The 24599-nt window shown below is 45.1% G+C and carries 13 protein-coding genes and 2 pseudogenes; 6 read left to right on the plus strand and 9 right to left on the minus strand.

The window, feature by feature from the left end; all coding sequences use genetic code 11:
* Window positions 1-16: 16 nt before the first annotated feature.
* Window positions 17-2788: a hypothetical protein gene (locus CAL7507_RS11035; protein WP_015128558.1), complete on the plus strand. Its 2772-nt coding sequence runs from the start codon at window positions 17-19 to the stop codon at window positions 2786-2788.
* Window positions 2789-3184: 396 nt separating this feature from the next.
* Here the strand turns inward: CAL7507_RS11035 and CAL7507_RS33390 are convergent, their stop codons facing one another.
* Both CAL7507_RS33390 and CAL7507_RS33395 read right to left on the minus strand, forming a co-directional pair.
* A complete protein-coding gene (locus CAL7507_RS33390; RefSeq protein ID WP_052331548.1) occupies window positions 3185-3748 on the minus strand; it encodes an ISAs1 family transposase in 564 nt (187 codons plus the stop codon).
* Window positions 3745-4272, minus strand: a complete 528-nt coding sequence (locus CAL7507_RS33395; RefSeq protein WP_042341273.1) for an ISAs1 family transposase — start codon at window positions 4270-4272, stop codon at window positions 3745-3747. Before CAL7507_RS33395 ends, CAL7507_RS33390 begins: the two co-directional genes overlap by 4 nt.
* Before the next feature lie 104 nt (window positions 4273-4376).
* Between CAL7507_RS33395 and CAL7507_RS11050 the strand changes: the two are divergent.
* Window positions 4377-5228, plus strand: a pseudogene (locus CAL7507_RS11050) (ATP-binding protein); the annotation flags it as partial.
* A 206-nt stretch (window positions 5229-5434) separates the two neighbouring features.
* The gene (locus CAL7507_RS11055) at window positions 5435-9391 is read left to right on the plus strand and encodes a hypothetical protein (RefSeq protein ID WP_015128559.1); all 3957 of its coding nucleotides are present in this window, start codon (window positions 5435-5437) and stop codon (window positions 9389-9391) included.
* Window positions 9392-9640: 249 nt separating this feature from the next.
* Here the strand turns inward: CAL7507_RS11055 and CAL7507_RS11060 are convergent, their stop codons facing one another.
* Together CAL7507_RS11060 and CAL7507_RS11065 are read right to left on the minus strand one after the other, a co-directional pair.
* Window positions 9641-10900, minus strand: coding sequence for a dihydroorotase (locus tag CAL7507_RS11060; RefSeq protein ID WP_015128560.1), 1260 nt, complete (start codon window positions 10898-10900; stop codon window positions 9641-9643).
* Window positions 10901-11025: 125 nt separating this feature from the next.
* Window positions 11026-12381 carry a histidine phosphatase family protein gene (locus tag CAL7507_RS11065; RefSeq protein ID WP_015128561.1) on the minus strand — a complete coding sequence of 452 codons (1356 nt, stop codon included), beginning with the start codon at window positions 12379-12381 and terminating at the stop codon, window positions 11026-11028.
* A 438-nt stretch (window positions 12382-12819) separates the two neighbouring features.
* On the opposite strand from CAL7507_RS11065, the gene CAL7507_RS11070 reads away from it, so the two are divergent.
* Both CAL7507_RS11070 and CAL7507_RS11075 read left to right on the plus strand, forming a co-directional pair.
* Window positions 12820-14313: an efflux RND transporter periplasmic adaptor subunit gene (locus CAL7507_RS11070; RefSeq protein ID WP_015128562.1), complete on the plus strand. Its 1494-nt coding sequence runs from the start codon at window positions 12820-12822 to the stop codon at window positions 14311-14313.
* Window positions 14310-17660, plus strand: a complete 3351-nt coding sequence (locus CAL7507_RS11075; RefSeq protein WP_015128563.1) for an efflux RND transporter permease subunit — start codon at window positions 14310-14312, stop codon at window positions 17658-17660. The genes CAL7507_RS11070 and CAL7507_RS11075 overlap by 4 nt, the downstream gene beginning before the upstream one ends.
* A gap of 944 nt (window positions 17661-18604) precedes the next feature.
* Here the strand turns inward: CAL7507_RS11075 and CAL7507_RS11080 are convergent.
* From CAL7507_RS11080 to CAL7507_RS11095, 4 genes and pseudogenes are all read right to left on the minus strand, one after another.
* On the minus strand, window positions 18605-19663 hold the full coding sequence (locus CAL7507_RS11080) for a sulfonate ABC transporter substrate-binding protein (protein WP_015128564.1): 1059 nt from the start codon (window positions 19661-19663) through the stop codon (window positions 18605-18607).
* A gap of 169 nt (window positions 19664-19832) precedes the next feature.
* Entirely contained in the window at window positions 19833-20426 is a 594-nt protein-coding gene (locus CAL7507_RS11085) for an arsinothricin resistance N-acetyltransferase ArsN1 family B (RefSeq protein WP_015128565.1), read from the minus strand.
* A gap of 175 nt (window positions 20427-20601) precedes the next feature.
* Window positions 20602-21759, minus strand: a pseudogene (gene ssuD / locus CAL7507_RS11090) (FMNH2-dependent alkanesulfonate monooxygenase).
* A gap of 276 nt (window positions 21760-22035) precedes the next feature.
* Window positions 22036-22785, minus strand: coding sequence for a dienelactone hydrolase family protein (locus CAL7507_RS11095; RefSeq protein WP_015128566.1), 750 nt, complete (start codon window positions 22783-22785; stop codon window positions 22036-22038).
* 180 nt (window positions 22786-22965) lie between these two features.
* On the opposite strand from CAL7507_RS11095, the gene CAL7507_RS11100 reads away from it, so the two are divergent.
* Window positions 22966-23400 (plus strand): VOC family protein, encoded by a 435-nt coding sequence (locus CAL7507_RS11100; RefSeq protein WP_015128567.1) that lies wholly within the window; start codon window positions 22966-22968, stop codon window positions 23398-23400.
* A 181-nt stretch (window positions 23401-23581) separates the two neighbouring features.
* Here CAL7507_RS11100 and CAL7507_RS11105 read toward each other — a convergent pair whose 3' ends face one another.
* Complete coding sequence (locus CAL7507_RS11105; protein ID WP_015128568.1) at window positions 23582-24586, minus strand: ABC transporter substrate-binding protein; 1005 nt, start codon at window positions 24584-24586, stop codon at window positions 23582-23584.
* Window positions 24587-24599 lie beyond the last annotated feature (13 nt).

A 24599-nucleotide genomic window follows, 5' to 3' on the forward strand; every position in this document is an offset into this window, starting at 1 on the left:
TAAAAGGAAGGTAAAAATGACGACGGCAGAGCGCCAAAGCAATCAACAAGTCAGCGGCCTAGAGATGTCCGATATTCAGGCGCTACCTGATTCTGAGCGGCAGATTCTGCTATGGATGCTGCAAACAGTAGAAGTAGTCAGTTTGTCTGAAGTGGCAGCTTATATCGGTGAAGATCAGGAAATTACCTTCACCATGCTTGACTATTTAGTACAACGCAGTTTTCTGCAGTTATTGGCAGGGGAAGGCGAGCCAAGCTACAGAATTCGCTTTCGCCACCCAACTTCCAGCGAAGACGTTACTGCTCAACTATCTCCAGGTATGCCCTTAGCACTAATACTCAATCCTTCTGGCGCTCAAACAGTTGTCGCTGGCTCTACATTTGAACTCTGCGTCACTGTCATCAACAAAGGCAATCAAAGTGCCTTAATTGACATCTTTCTCGATGAAAGCTCTCATACCGTGCGCCAATGGTGTGCTGAACCTAAGAAGCGGGTAGCTTTAGACTCGAACACTAGCAGCGAAGTCATCTTCGAGTTTCAGGTGTCAGTACAAATATTGCCGGGAGTATACAATTACACTCTCGTAGTTGATGCGCCACAGCACTACCCAGAAGATACTCCTATACTGTACTTGCAGCGATTGCAAGTGTTGCCCCCGGTGGAAACAGCAGTACGTGTTAGTGACCCCACGTTTGCACTGCAACCAGTCACGAGTTCTCAGACACCTGCGCCTCTGCGACCAGGAGAATCGTTTTCTGTCAATGTCAGCGTTTATAATCGCTCTGACCGGGTAGACCGTTTTCGCATCACTTGCCCAGACATACCAGAAAGTTGGTTTAAGGTCATATATCCCCAGGGATTGGAACAAATCGGGATGATGATCGCCCCGGATGCCTTAGACCTCAATCCAGGCGCTAGGGGCGATATCCTATTGCTGCTTACTCCCCCGCTTGATGCTGTCGCTGGGAATTATTTTCCTACTGTCCGCTTTTATTCTGCCAACAGTCCAGAATTGGTGCTGCTGGATGTTGTATATTTGCAAGTTCTTCCGGTTTACCTGATCAATGCGGAATTCCTGATTTTAAGAAGCAGGGTGAGAAATCAAGAAGGCATATTTCAGCTAAAGTTGACCAATGCTGGTAACACAACGCGGGAAGTTTTAATCCGCACGCAAACTGCTGATGAAAAGGAGCTTTGCACTTACACTGTAGAGCCAAGTGGGGTGCGCTTATTGCCAAAGAGTTCAGCCAATATTGATTTGCGGGTCAAACCTCATAAATGGTGGCGCAGACCTATTTATGGAGCGCCGGAGCTAATTGAGTTCCGAGTTCAACTTGAAGATACCGAGCAGTTGCCCCTCCCTGATTATATTCCTCAAGGAACTTTAATTTGGGAGCCGCGCCCTTGGTGGCAGTTCCTGCCTTTATTTTTAGCTGGAGTCGGAACTCTGGTAGCGATCGCTTTCTTAATCTGGTGGAGATTTTTTAAACCGCCTACTCAACCCAAAATTGGCGAATTTACCTCTGCTAACAATTTATATCAAGAAGTTAATAACGACTTCATTCGCCTCAATTGGCAAATCCGCAATCCCCAGCAAATTCATCTATTGACTATAACAGGTCAGTCAGCTGACGGTACTGCTGCCGTAGCGCCGATAGTTTACGACTTTAGCCGGGGTGTACCTAATGAACTCAAAGAATCTTGCAGTTTGCGCTCGGTGCTAATTTGTCAGAATGTACGTACAGATGCCAGCCTTGCAGGCGAATATATTTTTGACATCAAAGTTTTTTCTAAAAACAACCAAGAAACAGCAGCAGATTCACTGAAGACCAATCCGATTAAAATTGCCCCATTACCCATACCCAAAATTATTGAATTTAGTTCTGATAAACAGATATATGAAGAAGCAAACTTAAATTATAGACCTATTCTTAAAGCAGCGAAAGACAAACTAAATCTGGATAAAAATATCAATAATAGTATTTTATTGAATTGGAAAATTAGTAATCCCCAACAGGTTCACCAACTCAATGTTATTGCTAAGGCAACTGATAGTACAGTTAGGATTCCCATTAGATTATATGACTTTAGCCAAGGAGTTGACCGTAACCTGAAGCAATTCTGCAAAATCGGAGATACCTTAAGCTGTAAAAATGTTCCTACAGGAATTAAGGTAGGAGGTAACTATACATTAGAATTGATAGTTTTATCTCAAAAACGGCAAGAACAATCTTCAGATTCTAAAAAAATAGATAATATTCTGATTAAACCTCGTCCACCTCGAATTTTGGAATTTAAGGTTGATGGTAAAGATGCTCCAGCAAAATATTCAATCCCCATTGATGGTGTAAATGCAGCGAAAAATATGAAAATATCTTGGAAGGTGGAAGGTGGAAAAGACGTAAAAGTCGAACTGCTACCTGCACCGGGAACTGTGCCTTTATCGGGTAGCGCATCTTATCCCCTTGGTGACAAGGTGGGTAGTATGACAATGACACTGCAAGTCAAAGGTTCAGGTGGCGAACCAATTACTAGAGCAGTCACTATTGAAACTTTCGCTCCGCCGGCATCCCTGAAACAGCTAATTCCGCCGATTCCCACGCCACCAAATAAGGCAGGTGCAGTACCTCCCCCACCCCCTGAAGGAAAAGCCGGAGCATTAAATGCTAACCCAGGTTCCCAACCAGCGCCTAATTCTGGTGCAGCATCACCTCCTGCTGTCGGTTCGCCTACACCTTCCGAACCAGATTTGCTCTCTCCTTCTGAATTACCACCTAAATTTGATTAACAAAATTTATGTAAGTAGGGCGACGCAAATAAAGCTAACTGGCGGAGATTGTCATTTGTCATTTGTCATTGGTAAGAGTTAGGACTAGCCCTTTCAAGGTGAACAACGTATCTTCGTTGTTTCAGTGCGATCATCCTGAGTTATCCGCTCAGATTTTGGGCTTTTTGAAGGTTGAAATAACCAATTTTCGTGCCGAATTTCACCACCTTGAAAGGGCTGGAGTTAGGACTTACGCATTGACAGAAAACATGAAATATGAATAATGGAAAAACCACATCTTTCGTAGGGGTAAAGCGCAATGCTCAGTGGTGTCAACTTAAGTTCAAACGCTTATACCACAGGCCTTTCACCCCACCCCTCAATCCCCTCCCCGCAAGCGGGGAGGGCAGGGTGGTTTCATACAAAGAAAGAAAAAACTTTATGCAGTTGGTTGGAGAGGACACGTTGTGCTTGAGGAATAGTTCGGAAACCGAGTGTGCGGGAGATCGTTATGAAAAAGTTGTGTAGGATAGACCAATTCACAGGGGCATTGCCACCACGCCGTGGTGGAAAGTCTTCTTTGAATGTCACATCTCTTACCCAGTGCAGTCGATTTTCGATGCCCCAATGGCCTTGAATGTCGGCAAGTAACTGTTGAGCTTCGAGATATTGACTACAGATATAGAATTGATCCTCGTAGAATGGCTGACCATTGCGCTCACCCTGACGCTCAACAACAACAAAAGTTTTGAGTCCAGACCATTTTTTTTGAATTTGTTCGGGGGCGGCAAAAACCTTGCACTCACGTTGGACTTTTCGTGAATGAACATTCTCTACGGTTGTGGCACTGCTGAGTGGAGTATCCTGTTGTGATTGAGTTTGAGCCATTTTATAGAGTGTCGGTTGATTTTCTTTTAATCCAATCAGGTAGTCATTGCCACTATTGATGATTAGCGATACAGTTTTTTTTGGCAGTGTCAAGCATCAAGGGTAAAAAGGACTTGTTGACCACAAAACTCGGAGATTAATTGTTGTACGATCGCTACTTCACTAATTTTTTTGTTTGACATTGGTTGCATCCTGAGTACAATGCCCCGTTGATGACTATAAACTGATACTGTACTGATAAAGTTTTGATAGGACTGACTGTAATCTGTAACTGTGCAACGAATACCTTTGCCATCAATCGCCAGTCTCTCTCCTGGCATTGGTGGAACAAAAACTGATGCCCAATTATTAAATAAGTCGGTGAATGGCTGAAAATCTACTGTTTTCAGTACTCGTCTGAATGTTGAGTAGGATGGAAACTTGATTGTCTCATCTAGGTTTAACAGTTCAATCAAGTCTTGCCTGTGTACTTTGGTAAAATCTTCCAGTGGTCGGTAGCCCCAATACCCAGTCATTGCTCCTAGCAATATCAGCAATAATACTAACCATAATTCATGTCTTCGTCCCCGGATGTGCCGATAGTCTGGGACTTCCTGCAATTGTTCCACGAGATTCATATTTTTTATCTATCCATTTTTATCCACCCTCTACAAATCATTATTATTTTTCTTTCTTTGTATGAAACCACCCTGCAATTCATACAGGGCTAGGGGGGATCTCCTCCCAACTTTGGGATTTTTGCCGCACTCAAGCCCGCCCTCGCCTCGATGACTTAGCCCAACGCATCAACGCCAAATCTACTTGGGATGATTTAGTGCTACCAGAAGCCCAACGTCAGGTACTTTCTGATATTGCCACTCATCTGCAACAACGATCTAAAGTTTACCAAGATTGGGGCTTTGCCAGCAAAAGCGATCGCGGTTTTGGGATTACCTCCTTGTTTCACGGCGAAAGCGGTACTGGTAAAACAATGGCAGCCGATGTATTAGCACAGCAATTTCGCCTCGATCTCTACCGCATCGACCTCAGCGCCGTTGTCAGCAAATATATAGGCGAAACCGAAAAGAATTTAGCCCGGATTTTCGATGCTGCCGAAGCCGGAGGAGTAATCTTACTGTTTGATGAAGCCGATGCTTTGTTTGGCAAGCGTTCGGAAGTTAAAGATAGCCGCGATCGGCACGCTAATGTAGAAGTAAGTTACTTGCTTCAGCGCATGGAAGCCTACGGAGGTTTAGCAATCTTGACAACTAACCTAAAAAATGCTTTAGATACCGCCTTTTTGCGCCGCATCCGCTTTATGGTAGACTTCCCCTTCCCAGCCGCACAATATCGATCGCAAATTTGGCAGCGCATTTTCCCACCGCAGACACCAATCAAAGGGCTAGACTATCAGAAACTCGGACAGTTACAAGTCGCTGGAGGCAACATCCGCAACATTGCCATGAATGCCGCTTTTATCGCTGCTGATGCCGATGAACCAGTAATGATGAAACATATTCTCAAAGCAACGCAACGAGATTATCTAAAATTGCAAAGACTTCTGACAAAAGAAGAAGTGAAAGGCTGGGTATAAGAAGATGTTTGAAAAGTCCAAGAAGGTATAACTTTGTCATTCTGACTGGAGCGTAGCGTAAGGTAAATGATCGTGATGCCATTTGCAGGCGCAACAGCTTAACTATTGATTGTTTGAGAGAGTCAGGAAAATAAGTGGCACAATTGGCACATAATTATACTTTGATCAAATGATGATTTAAGTATATACTGATATGCCTGCGGCTTATGTTACCCGATCGCCCGCTGAAAATTGAAGTCAGATTGCCGTCTTCCCATCCTCAGCTATTGGAAGGACTGGATACATGGTTGCGTTTGGGTTTAATCTCCGATGCCCAAGTTAGGCAGCTATGCCGAGAGTTTCTCACTTGTCCGGCAGCGTTGCAACCTCAGCGACAGGTAATTGTGGCAAATTCTGACTTTGTAGCGCAGTTACCTATAGAAGCTTTAGCATTTAATAGCCCCAAAAAAGCACCAGCCAAACCAGCTGAACCCAACTTGGTTGCCAAAATGTTGCAGTCGTTGGGGGCAGAATTGAGTGTTCGCTGGCTGTTGTTTTTAGGGGTATTTTTGGTGGTGGTGTCCTCTGGAGTGCTGGCTGCAAGTCAGTGGGAGAGGTTTCCAGCTTCTGGACAATATGCTGTTTTATTAGCTTATACCTTAAGTTTTTGGGGCTTCAGCTTCTGGGCTGGTAGGCAAAACAATCTGACGTTGACTGCACAAACTTTGCTGATTGTCACGCTGTTGTTAGTGCCAGTCAACTTTTGGGCAATGGATAGCTTTAAGTTGTGGCAAAATCCTTTGGACTGGTTGACGGTAGCGATCGCATCTCCTATCCTCACAGCTATTACTGTTTTAATCTATAAAAATCGCCTATTTTTTGCTAATTTCCGCACCGGGAAGTTACTTCTAGTCAATATTCTCGGGCTGTCATACCTGCAATGGGGTTGGAAGTTATTTCCAGGCTTTCCATTAATTGCTGTTTATGTGGCAATGGTAGGCACAACTATTATCACTATTTATCACAATCGCCACCGACAGGTAAATCCTCCCATACCTACAGAAAATCAAGGTGATAGGCAAATTGGTATAGGTATTAACTTACCCGCAGCCGTGATTGTTTATGCCTTACTGGTGCTGCTGGTGCGGGCAATTTTTGTTGTCCAAATAGATGTCACTCAACTAGGGTTAGCTATAGGCCTTTGCGGCTGGTTGATGACATGGTTAGCACAGCAGGAAAATTCTTCACCCCCATCTCCCGTTACCCTGAGCGGAGCCGAAGGGCATCCCCCATCTCTCTCATCTCCCTTCATCTGGGAACGATTTGGTAGTGTTTTACTCCTTCTCGGCTGGCTGGTGGCGGTGACAAATTATCCCTGGCAGGCGATCGCTGTGAGTGGATTGAGTTTATGGTATGTAGGCGATCGCTTACGGCGGTACAGTCTCAATATTGACTTAGCAGCTGGTTTTCTCATCGGCTTACAAACAGTTTGGCTAGCTTGGCGCTGCTTACCTGCTGGTTTACAAGCATCGGCGATCGCTCTTGGTACTCAACTCACTCAGGCTCAAGATGAACCTTGGGCGTTGCTGAGTGTAGCTTATTTTCCTTACATCATTTTGCTGGTGACGCTAACTGAAAGCTGGCGGCGAGTCCAAAAGCGAGAATTAGCTAAGTTTGGCGAACTCCTGACGCTATCGCTGGGGGTGGTTTTAACCACAATCTCCTTAGTTAATCCCGTATTGCGATCGCTCAATTTGCTCTTTTCCACCCTCACTCTCGCATTTGTTACCCAACGCCGTGCTTATCAGTACACAACAACACAAGGGCGAGGGAACCTCGCCCCTACGTACCCGCTAATCTATCTGACTCACATTACGGGGGTGCTGACACTCTGCTCAATTATCAACTGGCTGTTGCCAAATCTGACTAACGGAGCCTGGGCAAGCATTTTGTTAGCATTAATGGTGGCAGAGTGGGCATTTAGTCTCAGGGATGGACTATGGCGAGATAGTGCATGGTACATTGGCTTAGGATTGGCTGTTGTGAGTTTTCTGTTGCTGTGGGCACGGGCAGAATTAGCCTGGTATGGCAATGTTAATACCCAATACAATCTGGGAGTCATTTGGTTAATTACGCCTTTAGCACTTACGGGTATTGCTAGCCGAACCGCACAGCGGCGGAGAATGTCGTCGTTCTTGAGTGTTCTAGCTGTAGGACTTGCCCAGTTACTAACTTTACCTCTACCAGGTATCCGCTTAATTGGATTAGCGGTAGCTGCGGGGCTGATGTTGGCAAATACTCGCTATTTGCGACACATAGCATCTGCGGTAATTACAGAATCTTTTGTGTTGGGTTTCGTTGGTGTGCTGCTGTGGGAAGGTGTGCCAGGATTACCGCGTTTGGCGCTTGCAGGCTGGTTTGTGGTGGGTGCGATCGCCACCTTAAGTTTGTGGTTGGGGCGCACAGCCTTGTTACGACGGGGTGACGAGTTAGCAACTATCTATGCAGATGCTAGCGATAAATGGGCGATCGCTTTATCTGTTTTTGAGTTGTTGGCACTCACTCTACATTCCCTAGCGGTGTATAACACCTTTACATCTCCAGGATTTTTATACTTAATTGCCACTGCCATCACATTAGCAGCCATAACCTATCGTAGTTGGCAGCAACCGACAAACTGGGCATTTTATGGTGTCGGTTGGTGTGTAGAATTGTTAATTGCGGAATTGCTAGGGTTTTGGGGACGCTCAATAGTGAATATGGCAATCGCTAACATTACCCTAGGTTTAATCACTCAGCTTTTGGGTGAGTGGTGGCGACGCAAGTATCAATTAGAAAGATTGCCAAGTAGCCTCCACATCCTACCGCTCATCTATGGAGCCTTCAGTATATTGCTCCGCTTCAACACCTTTACCGACTGGACAGGTTTCTGTTCTCTCGGTGTAGCATTAATTGTGATTGGTGTAGGGCGACGGCGCGAAGAATTTAAACCGCTGCTGTATTTAGGAATTATTGGCGTCTCCGTTTCTGCTTATGAACTGTTGTTCTATCAAATGTCCCTAGCCACCGGAGGCGCATACGGCGACGCATTAATCGCCATGTCTGCTTTAGGTGTCGGTATTATGTACGCCTATCAGATTTTATCGCCTTGGCTTGTAGACTACTTAAGACTAACCCCCCAACAGCTAAAAGCGATCGCTCATATTCACTGGGCTTGGAGTAGCTTCTTATTATTAGTAGCTATTTCAGCACCTATTGCAGCTAACCGCTTGGTAGGATTGGGAACTGGGATATTTTTGATTCAATATGCCATATTTCAAGGGCGGCGTTTAACTGGTTCCACTGTAATATTTGGCAGAATCACAATAGCCGAGATGTGGGTTTATCTGGGTTTGTTAGGAGTAGCAGCCATTAGGGTTTATTGGCGCGAAACAGCAGTAGGGCAATTTTTTGATGGCCCGTTAATGCCTTGGAAAGGTGCGATCGCTTGCGTCATCGCCTATTTTCTTTACATCTTACCTTGGGAGAACTGGGGCTGGTCAAAAAAACCTTGGCAACAAGCCGCATATATCGTACCACTGATAATTTCTTATGAAACCAGACTGCAAATTTACCCCATTACCTTGTTAATAGTTGCTGGTTTCTACATCTTCCTAGCCAAGATGGCGGGAAACATCCGTTTTACCTATCTCAGCGTAGCCTTAGTTAATTGGGCGCTATTCCGCTGGTTTGACAGCTTACACCTCACAGATGCTTTATGGTATGTCACACCCATAGGGTTATCAATCTTGTATGTCGCTCAAATAGATCCGCAATTAAAGCTAGCAGAAAATAAAATAGCCCGTCACAGCCTCCGATTGTTTGGTAGTAGCTTAATTTGCGGCTGGGCGATTTTATTTCATCAAGATACAGCCTTAATACCCGGTATTTTCAGCCTCATTGCCATTTTTGCAGGTTTAGCCTTGAGAGTACGGGCATTTCTTTACGTTGGTACAGCCGCGTTTTTCATCACTAGTATTTATCAACTAATAATTTTTAGCTTACGTTACCCATTTTTAAAATGGATTATTGGTTTATTAGTAGGTATAGTGCTAATTTCCATTGCTGCTAACTTTGAAACCCGCCGTACTCAAATCACCTCCCTACTCCGCAACACCAACAATGAATTTCAAGAATGGGAGTAGACTAATACCGTTTTTTTGTGAAGCTGCATATAATTCACCCCCCGGCTATCGCCGTCCCCCCTTGGCAAGGGGGGACTACAGGGGGGTATTATTATGTGTATCTTCATACAGAATTGGACTAAAACACATATTTTCAATCGCCAAGCCTGTAGATACTGTCTTGACGAATCAAGACAGTATCTACGATTTAAAATCTTACTAATTTCTGGGCAACAACCATTTAGCCCTACAAATGCTAAATTCTGATTCTCAACACCAAGTTTGCACGACACGCCCTTGCAATTGTTGCCCATACCAAGGTGTATTATTAGAAAGTGTATAGAGGTTTTGCCTTTCGACTTTCCAGTTTTGTTGGGGATCAAATAAAGTTAATTCTGCTTTTTGATGAGGTGCAACTGCACTCGGTTGTTGTTTTAAACATTCTGCTGGACGAGTGGAAAGCGATCGCCATAATTCTACAGCCGTAAATTCTCCAGTTTCCACCAGATGCTGCCACAATAAAGGCAATGCTAACTCCAAACCAATGGCTCCAGGTGGCGCTTCCGCAAAGGCTTGTACCTTCTCTTCATAAGTATAGGGTGCATGATCAATAGCGATCGCATCAATCACACCTGTTCTGACTGCTACACGCAACGCCGCCAAATCCGTGGGATTACCTAAAGGTGGATTTAAACGCAAGCTGGTGTGATAACTTTTAACTGATTTGGTGTCTAGTAACAGGTGCATCCAAGTAGTGCTGGCGGTGATGGGTAAACCAGCATTTTTAGCTGCTGCAATTAAATCAACGCTACGCGCTGTCGAGACACGCATAATATGCACACGTGTATTACCCGTAGCCGCTACCAGTTCTAACAAAGCCGCAATAGCCGAGGTTTCAGCGCTAGCAGGTATGGGGGGTAATCCCAGCCGAATAGCTTCTGCACCTTCTCGCATGACTCCATTGAGGGACAATTGGCGATCGCTTGGCCAAAAAGCCACTGGTTTATCCAAAGGCTGAAGATATTCCAACACCCGCCGCACCAGTCCCAAATTCTCCCAAGGACTACCATCAGTAAACCCCACAACACCAGCATTGGCTAAATCTGCCAATTCCGTCAACTGTAACCCGGCAATATCTAGAGTCATCGCACCCCAGAGGTGAAGATGGGGGGAAATTTTCTCCCCACCTCCCTTCTGCAACTGTGCCACAAGAGCAGGATTATCGATAGTTGGAGATGTATCAGGTAAAATGTTGATTCTAGTAAAACCACCAGCAGCAGCAGCTTGCAACAGAGATGAAAGGGTTTCCCGTTCTTCAAACCCTGGTTCACCGGAGTGGCTATACAAGTCTACTAATCCAGGGCCTAGAACTAATCCCTGACAATCTCTGATTTGAGTATTGGGACTGATATCAGAAATATGGGAGGTGACGGCTTGAATATCACCATCAGTAATTAGCACATCGGCGATTTGGTCGGTTCCAGAAACTGGATCAATCACCCGTACTCGTTGTAGCAATTCAGTTGTCATGTCAGCTATTAAATCAGTGAACAGTAAACAGTAAACAGTTATCACGGTTTCAGTCGGCGTTAAATTCTCTCTGTAGAGCAACTGATAACTGATAACTGATAACTGATAACTGTCTTTCCTCGTCCCTACAATGCCCCAGCCGCCGTTTTATCTAACACACCTCCACCTAAGTGAGTGGTGATGTTCATCGCTTGCAGTACTGGTAAACCATTCAAACCAGAAGGGTAATCGATCACACTGACAGCGCCATTACCCTGGCGAAAATTCCAGAAATTCTCTGGTGGTAAACCCAGAATCTGACACAGCAAGGCCTTATTAGTAGCATCATGAGCCACTACTAATCCGGTTTTGAGTTGATTGTTAATTGCAGCGTGGACAATAGACTGCCAAGCTACAGCACTACGTTCCCAAACTTGCTGCAAATTTTCCCCTTCGGGCATTTGCACTTCTCCCGGCTGAGTCCGCCAGCGCTGCAATTCTCCCGGAAATTCCTGCTCGATTTCTGCTTCTAATTTACCTTCCCAAAGTCCGTGACTGATTTCTCTTAAACCATCTTGTAATTCCAACTTTACATCAGGATGGTACTTCAAGATAATTTCTGCTGTTTCTTGAGGACGCAACATCGAGCTACTAACTGCAAAGTCAATTGCTACATCTTGCAGAAATTCACCTGCTTTTTGTGCTTGTTCTCTACCATTATCGTTGAGAGGAACATCAATTTGTCCTTGAAATCTAGTTTGGCGATTCCACTCGGTTTCTCCGTGACGCACCAGCAACAATCTGACTCCTTCTTGATGTTCTGGCCTCAACGAGGGCAGATTTTCTCCCATGTGTTGCGTCTGATTCATCGACTCTAGTTGAACTGGTGCTGCCAATCCTCCAGCAAAATTTAATACAGTGATGCCACAGTTAGATTGCTGTACACAATGATAGCGACTGGGGGGAATTCCCAACGCTGTACTAATCAGGGCGCGATTAATCCCGTTATGCCCGACTATCAGAATAGTTTCACCTTGATGGCGAGACAGTGTTTCTTGCCAAAACAACCGCGCTTGTTCATACACAGCCAGCACAGGAAAATGTTCTCTGATCCCTTCCGCCTCTTTCAAAAGCATCCGCAATTCGTGGGGACGTTCTTTCCAGATGCGGTAGTCTTCAGTAAACTTTTGCTTGACATCAGCAGTTAGCATTTCTGCCCACAAAGGCAAGTCTATTTCTAACAGCTTATCGGAAGTTTGAGGAATAGCAGACTGTCGTACATTAGTTGCCAACTCGCTGTGGATAATCTCCGCTGTTTGTTTGGCTCGCTGTAAGGGACTGCTGTAAATCGCATTAAATAAAATATTGCTCAGGGTCTTCCCTACTTTACTGGCATCATTCCGACCTTTTTCTGTTAATTTCGATACATCAGTGCGCCCTTGGATGCGCTTTTCAGTGTTATAGCTGCTTTGACCGTGGCGCACAATGATGACTCGTGTCATTGTCTTGCCCTCCTCTATCTAAAGGACTAATTTTACTGCAAACTGTTCAAGTTTGATATGAGGCAGGGGGCAGCCCTATCCTGCGGGAACGACTCCGTCGAACGACTACGCTCAAGGCAAGGGAGCAGGGGGAAAGGGGGAAACTGATACCAATTAAAAAAAAGAATGCGACAGATGGAATGGGCGGAAGCTTATACAGTAGCTCTCTGACAATCCAAAATCTAAAATCTAAAATCCAAAATGGTATGAGTAGAGATGTTTTTGCGACTAAAACCTGTCTGTAGAGGTATGCCAGTTATTTTTTAATTCATAAACTGTATTTATTACTACTTTCTTACAAAGTCGGAGTAGGAAATAATTATTAGCACTCTAAACTTTAGATAAACTAACATTGTGGTTATCTAATAAAAATTAATTACATTTTTGCGGAAAAATTGCGTGTTTAGGCTACCCCTCTTTCTCCAAGGTATTGATATGCGCTCTTTTGCTTCTGTTCATCCCAAGAAGCCTTTTGCCTTAGCTATTCCCACTATTCCTTTTTCTCATAGCCTGCTGCAAAAAGGCTGTTTCTGGATGCTTTTAGTAAGTTTGTCTTACTTGTGTGCTGCTTGTAATCCATCTGTTGCTAAATCTAGCAAAGAAGACACAGGCAAAAAACGCCCTGTGGCAGTGGTGGTTGCTAATGCGACTCAAAAAACGATTCCCATCCTGGTACAAGCGACAGGGACTGTGGAAGCATACTCTACAGTGTCTGTCAAGTCTCAAGTAGGCGGACAACTGACTGGAGTTTATTTTCAACAGGGTCAAAATGTCAAGAAAGGAGACATACTCTTTAAAATCGATTCCCGCCCTTTACAAGCGGCGCTAATGCAAGCTAAGGCTGCTAAAGCGAAAGATTTGGCACAAGTGCAACAGGCAAAAGCCAATGTAGCAAAAGCTATTGCTCAGGTGAGTCAGGCAAAAGCTAATGTCGAGAAAGCTCAAGCTCTAGTAAACCAGGCAAAAGCTAACGTAGTCAAGGATGTAGCCCAAGCAACAAATGCAGATTCCCAAGCTCAACGTTATGCAACATTAGTCAAGCAAGGGGCAATTAGCAAACAACAGGCAGAGCAATATCAAACCAGTTCTGACGCTCAACGAGCAACGGTTAAAGCCAGTGAAGATGGTGTAGTTAATGCTCAAGCAGCGGTGACTGCAGCGCTAGCAGACTTGCAAAACTATCAAGCAGCGGTGACTGCGGCTCAAGCAGGGGTGCAAAACGCTCAGGCTGCTGTAGCTGCGGACGAAGCAGCGATTGATAATGCCAAAGTGCAACTTTCTTATAGTTCCATTTACTCACCAACTACTGGGCGTACTGGTAGCCTTAAGCTCAATCAAGGCAATTTGGTACAGGCAAATGGTAGTGACCCATTAGTGACAATCAGCCAGATTAGCCCGATATACGTCACTTTTTCAATTCCCCAACGTCAACTAGCAGAACTGAAAAAATACAGTGCTAACCATCAGCTAGAAGTTGAAGCGCTACCTTCTAAAGATGCAGGAAATCCGGTGCGGGGTAAACTCACATTTGTGGATAGCGGTGTCAATACCCAAACGGGCACTATTCAACTTAAGGGGACTTTCGCTAACACTGACGATCGCCTTTCACCAGGACAGTTTGTCAATGTAATTTTAAAGTTAAGCGAAGAGCCAAACGCCATCACAGTACCTGCACCAGCAGTCCAGACTGGACAAAAAGGGCAGTTTGTGTATGTGGTTCAAGCTGATAAAAAAGTAGAAGTCCGTCCAGTGACTGTTGGGGATACCGTGGATAACCAAACGGTGATTAAACAGGGACTGAAACCGGGTGAGCAAGTGGTGATTGATGGTCAATTCAATCTAGTTCCAGGTGCGATCGCCCAAATCAAAGACGCAGTAGGAAGTAAAAAATGAACCTTTCAGAAATCTTCATCCGTCGCCCAGTCATGACGGTTTTAGTGATGCTGGGTATTTTGATTTTTGGGCTGACGAGTTACCGACTACTACCAGTTAGCGACCTGCCTAATGTAGATTATCCGTCAATTCAGGTGACAGCTAATTTGCCCGGAGCCAGTCCTGAGACGATGGCTTCTTCGGTCGCCACCCCTTTAGAGCAACAATTTTCCAGCATTGCCGGCTTGAGTGCAATGAACTCTACTAGCTCTTTGGGCAGCACGCAGATTACACTGCAATTTGATTTAAATCGACAGATAGATGGGGCGGCACAGGACGTGCAGGCGGCGATCGCAAAAGCAGCACGGCAGTTACCAGCTAATATGCCCAACCCGCCATCTTACCGCAAGGTAAACCCAGCAGACCAGCCAATTCTCTATATCTCCCTCAATTCGTCCATTCTCCCCCTGTCAACGGTCAACAAGTATGCCGACACACTCTTGGCACAACGCTTGTCAATGATCGATGGAGTAGCGCAAGTACAGATATTTGGCGCTCAAAAGTATGCCGTGCGGATTAAGGTCGATCCCCAATCGCTGAATGCCAAAGGAATAGGTATTGATGAAATAGCAGATGCGATCGCTAAAGGTAACTCTAATTTGCCTACAGGTACACTTTACGGCACACAGCAAAACGCGACAATTCAGTCCAACGGTAAACTCAATGATGCTGCTGATTATCGCTCCCTAACTGTTGCTTACCGCAACGGTGCGCCAGTGCAACTAGGAGAACTAGGTCAAGTGCTGGACAGCGTGGAAAACGACAAGATTGCCAGTTGGTTTTTTGTCGGTGCAAAGGAACCAGTTCACAAGGAAGTAGGGGAAAAATCCTCAGCCCAAACAAATCCCCAAGCTAAAAGCCGAAATCCCGGTGTTAGGGCGATTCTCCTGGCAATTCAACGGCAACCGGGAACCAATACGGTGGAAGTAGTGGATGCCATCAAGAAACTGCTACCCGACTTCCGCAAACAAATTCCGGCGGCTGTGAATATGGATATTCTCTACGATCGCTCACAGCCAATTCGGGAATCTGTCACTGATGTGCAGTTCACCCTGTTGCTTACCATCGTCTTAGTGGTGCTGGTGATTTTTCTGTTTCTCCGCAACATCTCTGCTACAGTCATTCCCAGTTTGGCGGTACCACTATCGCTAGTGGGAACTTTTGGTATTATGCTGCTACTGGGCTATTCCCTCGATAACCTATCGCTGATGGCGTTAACCCTCTCTGTGGGTTTCGTGGTGGATGATGCTGTAGTCATGCTGGAGAATATTGTCCGCCACATGGAAATGGGTGAGAGCCGGATGGAAGCAGCTCTGAATGCTTCAAAAGAAATTGGTTTCACGATTTTATCGATGACCATTTCCTTAGTAGCCGTCTTTATCCCAGTGCTGTTTATGGGCGGCATTCTGGGGCGATTATTCCGCGAGTTTGCCGTGACTATTAGCGTCGCCATCCTGGTTTCTGGGTTCATTTCTCTGAGCTTAACACCGATGCTTTGCTCTAGATTCTTACGTCCGTCCCATCAGCAAGAGGAGACAGGGAGATCAGGAGACAGGGAGATCAGGAGACAGGGAGATAGGGAAATCGAGAGTCAGCAAGTAGGGACAGAAGGGGTGGCTCACGACTCGACAGTCATGACTCAGGATTTGCCACCAACGCCCAACTCAACAGTCAGCAAGCGACTGAGAATGAGAAACTTGAATCGTTGGCTCTACAATCTCTCGGAAGGCGTTTTCAATGGGATGCTGCGCGGTTATGAGTGGAGTTTACGCCAGTCGCTCAAATATCACCGTACCACGATGGTAATTTCTGCGGCGATTCTGGTAGCAACGATTTACCTGTTCATGGTAGTTCCTAAAGGGTTCATTCCTAGCGCTGATGTCGGGCAAATTACGGCAACCACCCAAGGAGGAGAAGATATATCCTTTGAGGAAATGGTAAAGCATCAACAGGCAGTAGCAGCGATCGCTCGACGTGACCCCAACATTGCAGCATTCAACTCTAGTGTTGGTAGCGCGGCGGGCACTAATGCAGCTAACTCTGGCAGAATTTTCATTAGTTTGAAGCCCCGTGAAGAACGCAAACTTAATGCTGATCAGGTTGTCCAGGAACTCAAACCAAAGCTGTCTGGCATACCGGGAATTAAAGTATTCCTGCAAAACCCTCCGGCTATTAATATCGGTGGACAACAAACAAAGGCGCAATATCAATTCACTTTGCAAAGTCCAAATATTCAAGAACTTTACCAGTATGCCCCAGCCCTAGAAGCAAAATTCCGCACTTTATCAGATTTGCAAGATGTCAACAGTGACTTGCAAATCAAAAACCCCCAAGTGCGAGTAGAAATTAATCGCGATCAGGCTTCAGCTTTGGGTTTAACTGCCAATCAAATCGAAACCGCCCTGAGTAATGCCTATGGTACTCGCCAAGTTTCTACTATCTACGCCTCTGATAGCCAATACCAAGTGATTCTGGGAGTAGATACACAATATCAGCAAGATGTCAATGCCTTGGATTTGCTTTCGATTCGCGCCCCCAGTGGGCAACTAGTACCTCTCAATGCAGTAGCAACTGTCAAAAAAGATGTGGGACCGTTGACCATCAACCACACTGGGCAACTTGCGTCGGTGACACTCTCGTTTAACTTGAAGCCAGGAGTGTCGCTGGGTAGTGTGACTAGTAAAATTGAGCAACTAGCAAGGGCTACGTTGCCAGCTAGCATCAGTACAGGGTTTCAGGGTTCAGCGCAGGCATTCCAGTCTTCACTTCAGGGTTTAGGACTACTGCTACTAATTGCCATCCTGGTAATTTATATTGTGCTGGGGATTCTCTATGAAAACTTCATCCACCCCTTGACTATCCTCTCTAGCTTGCCCTCAGCGGGATTTGGGGCACTGCTAACTTTGTTGATATTTCAAGTTGATTTAAACATCTATGCCTTTGTGGGGATTATCCTACTGATTGGTATTGTCAAGAAAAATGGGATCATGATGGTTGACTTTGCGATCGTGGCTCGCAAACAAGGCAAAAGTCCTTATGATGCCATCTATGAAGCCTGCGTTGTCAGGTTCCGCCCCATCATGATGACGACAATGGCGGCGCTGATGGGAACTTTACCCATCGCTCTCGGTTTAGGTGCTGGTGCCGATGCTCGCCGTCCCCTTGGTCTAGCAGTGGTTGGTGGACTAGTATTCTCCCAGTTCCTGACACTTTACCTAACGCCTGTTTTTTACACCTACATGGAGTCGTGGCAAACACAAATAAAAAAACACCAATGGCGTAAACAGCCAAATTCTACTGCGTTTTAAACCCATCGTCGCAGTCCCTACCCTCAACGAAGAGGCAGGGGGAAATGACTTTTTCCTCCTGCTGTAAAGCTTCTTCGTATTATGGGTCTGAGTATAGGCTGTTGACTTTGATGGAATTTCCTCATTTTTGGTTCATGCAACTTTTGTGTCATTGCGTAAAGCCTTCTCGAAGAGAGGCTTGTCTGCGACACGCTGCGCGAACGCCAACGGCATAGCTTCTCCTGCCGGAGAGGTTGCGCCAACGCTTAACGCGTAGCGTCTCGCACCAGAGGAGGAACGACGTTCACGAAGTGTTCCCGCAGGGTAGCAATCGCAAAGACGGGGATTGCTTCGTTCCTCGCAATGACAAACATATTCTGCATGAATTTTGACCTTCTAGAAAGGCACAGAGTCAACACCCTAGTCTGAGTCCCCCTGCTCCCATTAGTGTCAACTTAAGCTCAAACGTTTACCCGACAAGCTTTTTACCCCTCCCCTCTGTCCCCTCCCTAATGCCTTTTGGGGCTACGGTGTACACACAAATCGGAAAATATTACCTGCATTCATTTTCATTTGGTAGGGTGCGTTAGGACGGAGTCCGTAACGCACCAAAAATCTGGGATGGTGCGTTAGCCTCCGGCATAACACAACGCCAGTTCCCTCAAGTCGGGAAACCCGCCCACGTGACTGGCTCCCCTACTTTTAAAGGTTTTGGGGTGATTAAATCACTTGTGTGTACACCGTAGCTTGTGAAGGGGGGAAACAAGAAAATTCAGTTCCCTCCCATTGTGTACACCGTAGTAACAAGGGGAGGGGAGATTTTGTGTCAGCAAAGCCAGGGTGGGGTGACGCGGAGAGTGATGGTAAGTGAGTTAATTAAAAATCACGTTTTGACAAGGGTTTCACGTTAAGTTGATACTAATGCCCTCATAGGGTAGCGATTGGAGCGGGTTATGGGCTACGAATTATTTATTTCCTTGCCACACTGCTTCTTTAACCTTGATTTCTTTGGGAATCAATTTGATTTTGTAGAAAGTATCGGCAACATCTTGCTGTTTAGTAATCACTTCATCTGTCAATGGCAATACATCATACTCACGCCGTTTTTCTACTTTCTCCAACACAGGTTCCGCTATACCCAATACAGGGGAGAGGAGTTTAGCAACTTCTGTGGGATTATTTTTTGCCCAATCACTAGCTTTTTTTACCTGATCTAAAACTGTTTTCAAAGCATCTGGCTTGTTATCCACAAAAGATTTAGCAGCCAGATAATAACCACGATTGGGAGCTAATCCTGTTGCATCTGTTAAAGTACGTGCCCCTGTTGCTGCTTCTGCTGCGCCTAAAAATGGGTCCCAAATTGCCCAAGCATCAACGTTTTTACCTTCAAAAGCAGCACGAGCATCAGCCGGAGGGAGAGTTACTGGCGTAATGTCAGTGTATTTTAGTCTTGCCTTTTCCAGTGCTTTCACTAATAAGTAGTTAGCATTAGAGCCTTTGGCAAAAGCGACTTTTTTCCCTTTAAGTTCAGCCACTGTTTTAATCGGTGAATCCTTGGGAACTAGGATGGCTTCAGCTTTTGTACCCCAAGGATCGTAGGCAACATAAACAAACGGAATACCTCCAGCTTGAGCAAATACTGGTGGTGATTCTCCGGTGTAGCCAAAGTCAATACTTCCAGCGTTCAAGGCCTCTAACATTGGGGGTCCAGCAGGAAATTCACTCCAAGTCACGGAAGCACCGGGGAAAGCTTTCTCTAAATCCCCTTTTGCTTTCAATGCGTAGAGGATAGTTGACGCTTTTTGATAGCCAATGCGAACTGTATTGCTGCTGGCTGCTGGACTAGAACTTACACTTGGGCTAGCTGTCTGAGTCGTTGCGGATTTTTCGCTGGTGCTAGGAGAACAAGCAGAGATGGCTAGAGTCAAGCCGAGTCCCATAGAGAATAGTAAGGACAATGTACGAATTTTTGGCTGCTGGAACTTTCGGAAAAAACCAATGGCCATGCCCAATATTTGCGTCATGATGAGGCTGCTGTTAGGGATAAAATCAAACTTCAATACACCAAAAAAATCTACGAAAAACCAATCGATTTACAGTAGATTGAACTGCAAAAATATCACAGAAATCAAACTGAAATCAAGTGCAGTTGCTGAATAATAGATTGTTCTGAAAGCGATGCCTAACGGCAAGCTAACGACTTAACAAGGACTCAGGACTGTTTAAAGCCAGATGCAAAAGAGGCGGCTCAATTTCTCGCAAAAACAGTGGCGGATTCACGGCTTTTGCTTGCTCTTGTTGCAGAGATAGCTGCCACCAGCCTACATCATGCCATTTACCAAATTTATACCCAACCTCATGAAAGATACCTACAGGCAAAAAACCCACAGCCTCATGCACAGCAACACTGGCTAGATTAGGTAAGGCAATAGCAGCAAAGACATTATAAAAACCTTGGAGTTGCAATATCCTCAAAAGGGAAGTGTACAAGGCTTTAGCAATGCCTTTTCTCTGATGCTCAACACTGACGTACACAGATGATTCGACAGACCATTGGTAAGCAGCACGAGTACGGTAAGGAGTGGCGTAGGCGTAGCCTAAAAGCTGACCATTAATTTCGTATACTAGCCAAGGCAGTCGCTCTTGATAACTTTTGATGCGCTCTTGAAAGTCTATTTCCCTGGGCGGCTCTAACTCAAAAGAAATTGGAGTTTCTCTGACTATTGGTGCGTAAATTTCCAGCATTTTCACCGCATCAGTTTCATTAGCCAGTCTGATTACAGCCATGATCCTAGAGAATTGGGATGTAACGTCACGCCGTGTGCAACTTTCTCTCAAACCTAACCCCCAACCCCTTCCCTACAAGGGAAGGGGAGCAAGAATCAAAGCCTCTCTCCCTATGGGGGAGAGGTTTGGAGAGGGGTTCTAAAAATAAGTTGCACATCGCGTAACGTCTCTACATTCACACAGGTTGTGGTTTGAGTAAATCTGTTTTGGCAACTAGTTCACTAAATGTATTCGTAACTGGCTGCGGTGTGGTAGCTGGGGTTGTTAATGGTAAACGGGGAAAAAGTAATTCTGCAACTCGATAAGCTTCTTCGAGATGGGGATATCCGGAAAAGACAAAGGTATCTATCCCCAATTGAGCATATTCCAACATTCGTACTGCAACTGTGTCTGGATCGCCTACTAAGGCAGTTCCAGCACCCCCGCGCACTAAGCCAACACCAGACCATAAATTAGGGCTAATTTCTAAATTTTGGCGATCGCGTAGCGTGCCGGAGGCAATCTCGCCTTGATGTAATTGTGCCATGCGCCGTTGTCCTTCTGACTCTGACTGAGCAAACCGCTGGTGTGCAGCAGCAATTGTCTTGTCATCTACATATTGGATGAGTTCATTGGCTGCGTCCCAAGCTTTGGAAGTCGTTTCCCGCACTATGACATGTAATCGAATCCCAAAGCGGACAATTCTACCTTGTGCTGCGGCTAATCGACGGACTTTAGCAATTTTTTCAGCTACTTGTTGTGGTGGTTCTCCCCAGGTTAAATACACATCTATATGCTTGGCTGCTACTTCTAGGGCGGCATCTGAGGAACCACCAAAATATAAGGTAGGATGGGGTTTTTGGACGGTAGGAATTTGCAGTTTTGCACCTTGGACTTGCAAGTGACAACCAGTGAAGTTAACTTCTTCACCATGCATGAGCGATCGCCAAATTGTTAAAAACTCATCGGTGAGTTAATAACGCTGGTCATGATCTAAGAAAACGCCATCTTTAGCTAGTTCGCTGGAATCCCCCCCAGTCACTACATTTAAAATTATCCGGCCGTTAGAAAGTTGGTCAAAAGTTGCCGCCATCCTCACTGCTAATGAAGGTGACATAATCGCCGGACGAAAGGCTACGAGAAATCGTAAGTGTTGCGTTACCGCAATTAAGGAAGCCGCGACAATCCAGGTATCCTGCTTTTGTCCAGTACCGATTAACATCCCTCCATAGCCCAATTTATCAACGGCTTGAGCGATTTGTTGCATATAGGGATAAGTGGCTTGGCGTCTCCCTATTGCTGTATTTAAATAACGTTCATCTCCCTGGGTTGGTAAATACCAAAAAACTTCCATATTTCTTTAGCAAAAATCAAAATTGCGAATAAACTTATTTAAAAATAGGGACTAGTACCGCAAGGCGGAAGTCAAAAGTCAAAAGTCAAAAGTCAAAAGTCAAAAGTCAAAAGTAATACGTAGTAAGCTTTTTGGCGATTGAGAATGGTCTGCTTATTTCCGCCGTGATGTACTAGTACGCCACGGCGTAAATAAAGCTACCATTTTAAAACCACACAAGGCTTACAGTATATACCTCTTACTTTCATACTTCAGACTTCAGACTTCATCCTTTTTTTAAACTGTCTGCAGATTTTTTTGGAATAGTTCTACCACGTGTTTCCAAGCTTCGCTAGCGGCTGCGGGGTTGTAGCTGGCGCGATGGTTGCAGAAAAAGCCATGATCTGCGCCAGGATAGCGAAAAACAGCATGGGGAATCAGATTTTTCTGTAATTCTGCTTCTATCTGTTCTGTCTGCTCTAATGGGATACCTTTGTCTTCGAGGCCAAAGAAGGCATAAATGGGGCCTTTTATTTCTGCGGTGCGGGTAATGGTAGGCTCTCCACCGCCAGGGGTTGAGTTAGGAATACCGCCACCATAGAAGGACGCTGTGGCTTTGATATCTGGGAGTGTCGCGGCTAGATAAACTACGTGACCACCAAAACAGAAACCGATGGAGCCGATCGCATCTCCTTGGACATTTGGTAGGCTTTTTAAATAGGCGATCGCTGCCTGAATATCACTCAAAATTTCCTCTGCTGTGGTCTGATCCTTATATTTTCTCCCCTGCTGGACATCTTCAGGGGTATATCCACCTTCAAAACCGGGGGCGGTGCGTTGAAATAGAGTCGGTGCGATCGCTACATACCCCTCTTTAGCTAGTTTCTCGGCCACTTCCCGAATGTGAATATTCACCCCAAATATTTCTTGAATCACAATCACAGCGGGGAATTTTCCTTCATTTGCGGGTTCAGCCAAGTAAGCATCAATTTGCAGATCACCGTTGGGTACTTTAATTTGACTTGTACGAATTCCTGTGTTTGTCATGTTAGCTGTTAGTCCGCAATTGCTTGGAGGATAGTATGTTTTATGTTATGTTTTTCCTAATACTACTAAATCTCGATTGATTTATCGTAGTTTATAGAGTAGTATTTCACAAACCATATACAAAGGCAAGTCCTAAAATCAAACTAGGCAATATCAAAAAGTTATAACTGGGAGAAAAAAATGACTCTTCAAGCAGTTCATCATATTCAGGTTACATATCCCCCCGAAGCGGAAGATGCAACGCATTTATTCTACAGTCAAGTTTTGGGACTAACTGAAATTCCCAGACCTGAAGTGATTCAAAACGATCCAGGAGTGTGGTATAATTTGGGAAGCATTGAATTGCATCTCAGTCAAGAAAAAAATACTAATAACCATGCGACTAGACGACACATTTGTTTCCAAGTTGATCACTTGCAAGCCTATGAGGAATACTTAAAAGCGCATGGAGTAGAAATTATTCCTGATCAATTACCAATCCCCGGATTTAAAAGATTTTTCCTGCGCGATCCGGCTGGTAATCGGATTGAAATTACGGAAATTACCAACAATTTCCCTGTGAAATTCACGGCAGATGATTTGTCATTGAATAGACCTTCAGCAGTGGTTTCTTAAACAAGTTAGATACCCGATTTTTTAAATTCGGGTATCTGGACACTGGCAATTTTCCTGCAAGTTAAAAATTCATACCAATTTGAAACAAGAATACACCAGATACACTAGTAGGGGCGGGGTTTCCCCGCCCTTGACAACAATCCATGTGTCACAATCATTAATTAAATTGGTATTAAGATAATTATGAAGCCACAGATTTAGCAATCGTAGTATCAATTGCTTTATCCCAGTTTGGTTCTTGTTTAATTAGCCCCAGATTAGCTAACCGCTTGGCTTGATCTACAAGATCATTGCGGTACTCTTCATTGGGTGTTTCAAAAATAATGTTTCTCCGTCCCAGAGTTAAAACAGCCGCTTCTGGTGAAAGCTTGTTCTCCTTGACTAGGATATCCACTGCAGCTTGACGGTTATCTTTGACCCAAATTGATGCTTGTTTATATGCTTGGAGAAACCGCTGTATTGTGTCTGGATGCTGTTCTATATACTCGGCGCGTCCAAACAGGGCGACATAATTTAATTGGTATCCTTCGCCATCTATTAAGGGAACAACCTCTTTAGCAACCTCAGCACTAGCATAGAAAGGGTCCCACGTTCCCCACACATCTATAGCACCTGATAATAATGCGGCTCTACCTGCATCGTTTTCTACCTGAATCCACTCCACATCAGTATCTTTCAGTCCCGCCCTCTCCAGTACTCGGACTGCAAATGTGTAGCTTTTTCCAGATGGATTACCGATTTTTTTACCTTTTAAATCAGTGACTTTTTTGATTGGTGATTTAGGGAGGACTAGCAGTGCATGGGTTTTGGGACTGCGTTCAACTAAGGCGATGACACGGATTGGTTGACCAGCAGCGATCGCGGCGATTGGTGTACCACCCAAACCCAAATCGATCGCCCCAGCTGATAATGCTTCGGTGACTGGCTTGAGCGATAACAGTCGGCTGAACTCAAAACTGGTTGACTCTCCTGCAAATGCTTTCTCCAATAGCTTTTGTTCCCTCAATGCATGTACAGCAACATAGGGTGGTTGAAAGCCCAAGCGTAACTTAGGGGCAGTTTTGCTCGTGTTGGTGGCGGCATTTGGTCTACTATTGAGCTGTCCACAAGCCGCTAGGGCAGCTGTGGAAATACCTAATCCCAGTAATTCACGACGTTTTAGGCGACGATGATAGATAAAAGTCACTACAATTATTCTC

Source organism: Calothrix sp. PCC 7507, assembly GCF_000316575.1.
Taxonomy (GTDB): domain Bacteria; phylum Cyanobacteriota; class Cyanobacteriia; order Cyanobacteriales; family Nostocaceae; genus Fortiea.

What these genes read in the sequence shown, in the direction of transcription:
- CAL7507_RS11100 (WP_015128567.1), top strand. Translation starts at nt 22,966, where the DNA reads ATGACTCTTCAAGCAGTTCATCATATTCAGGTTACATATCCCCCCGAA.
- CAL7507_RS33395 (WP_042341273.1), bottom strand. Translation starts at nt 4,272, where the DNA reads ATGAATCTCGTGGAACAATTGCAGGAAGTCCCAGACTATCGGCACATC.
- CAL7507_RS11060 (WP_015128560.1), bottom strand. Translation starts at nt 10,900, where the DNA reads ATGACAACTGAATTGCTACAACGAGTACGGGTGATTGATCCAGTTTCT.
- CAL7507_RS11095 (WP_015128566.1), bottom strand. Translation starts at nt 22,785, where the DNA reads ATGACAAACACAGGAATTCGTACAAGTCAAATTAAAGTACCCAACGGT.
- CAL7507_RS11085 (WP_015128565.1), bottom strand. Translation starts at nt 20,426, where the DNA reads ATGGCTGTAATCAGACTGGCTAATGAAACTGATGCGGTGAAAATGCTG.
- CAL7507_RS11065 (WP_015128561.1), bottom strand. Translation starts at nt 12,381, where the DNA reads ATGACACGAGTCATCATTGTGCGCCACGGTCAAAGCAGCTATAACACT.
- CAL7507_RS11035 (WP_015128558.1), top strand. Translation starts at nt 17, where the DNA reads ATGACGACGGCAGAGCGCCAAAGCAATCAACAAGTCAGCGGCCTAGAG.
- CAL7507_RS11055 (WP_015128559.1), top strand. Translation starts at nt 5,435, where the DNA reads ATGTTACCCGATCGCCCGCTGAAAATTGAAGTCAGATTGCCGTCTTCC.
- CAL7507_RS11080 (WP_015128564.1), bottom strand. Translation starts at nt 19,663, where the DNA reads ATGACGCAAATATTGGGCATGGCCATTGGTTTTTTCCGAAAGTTCCAG.
- CAL7507_RS11075 (WP_015128563.1), top strand. Translation starts at nt 14,310, where the DNA reads ATGAACCTTTCAGAAATCTTCATCCGTCGCCCAGTCATGACGGTTTTA.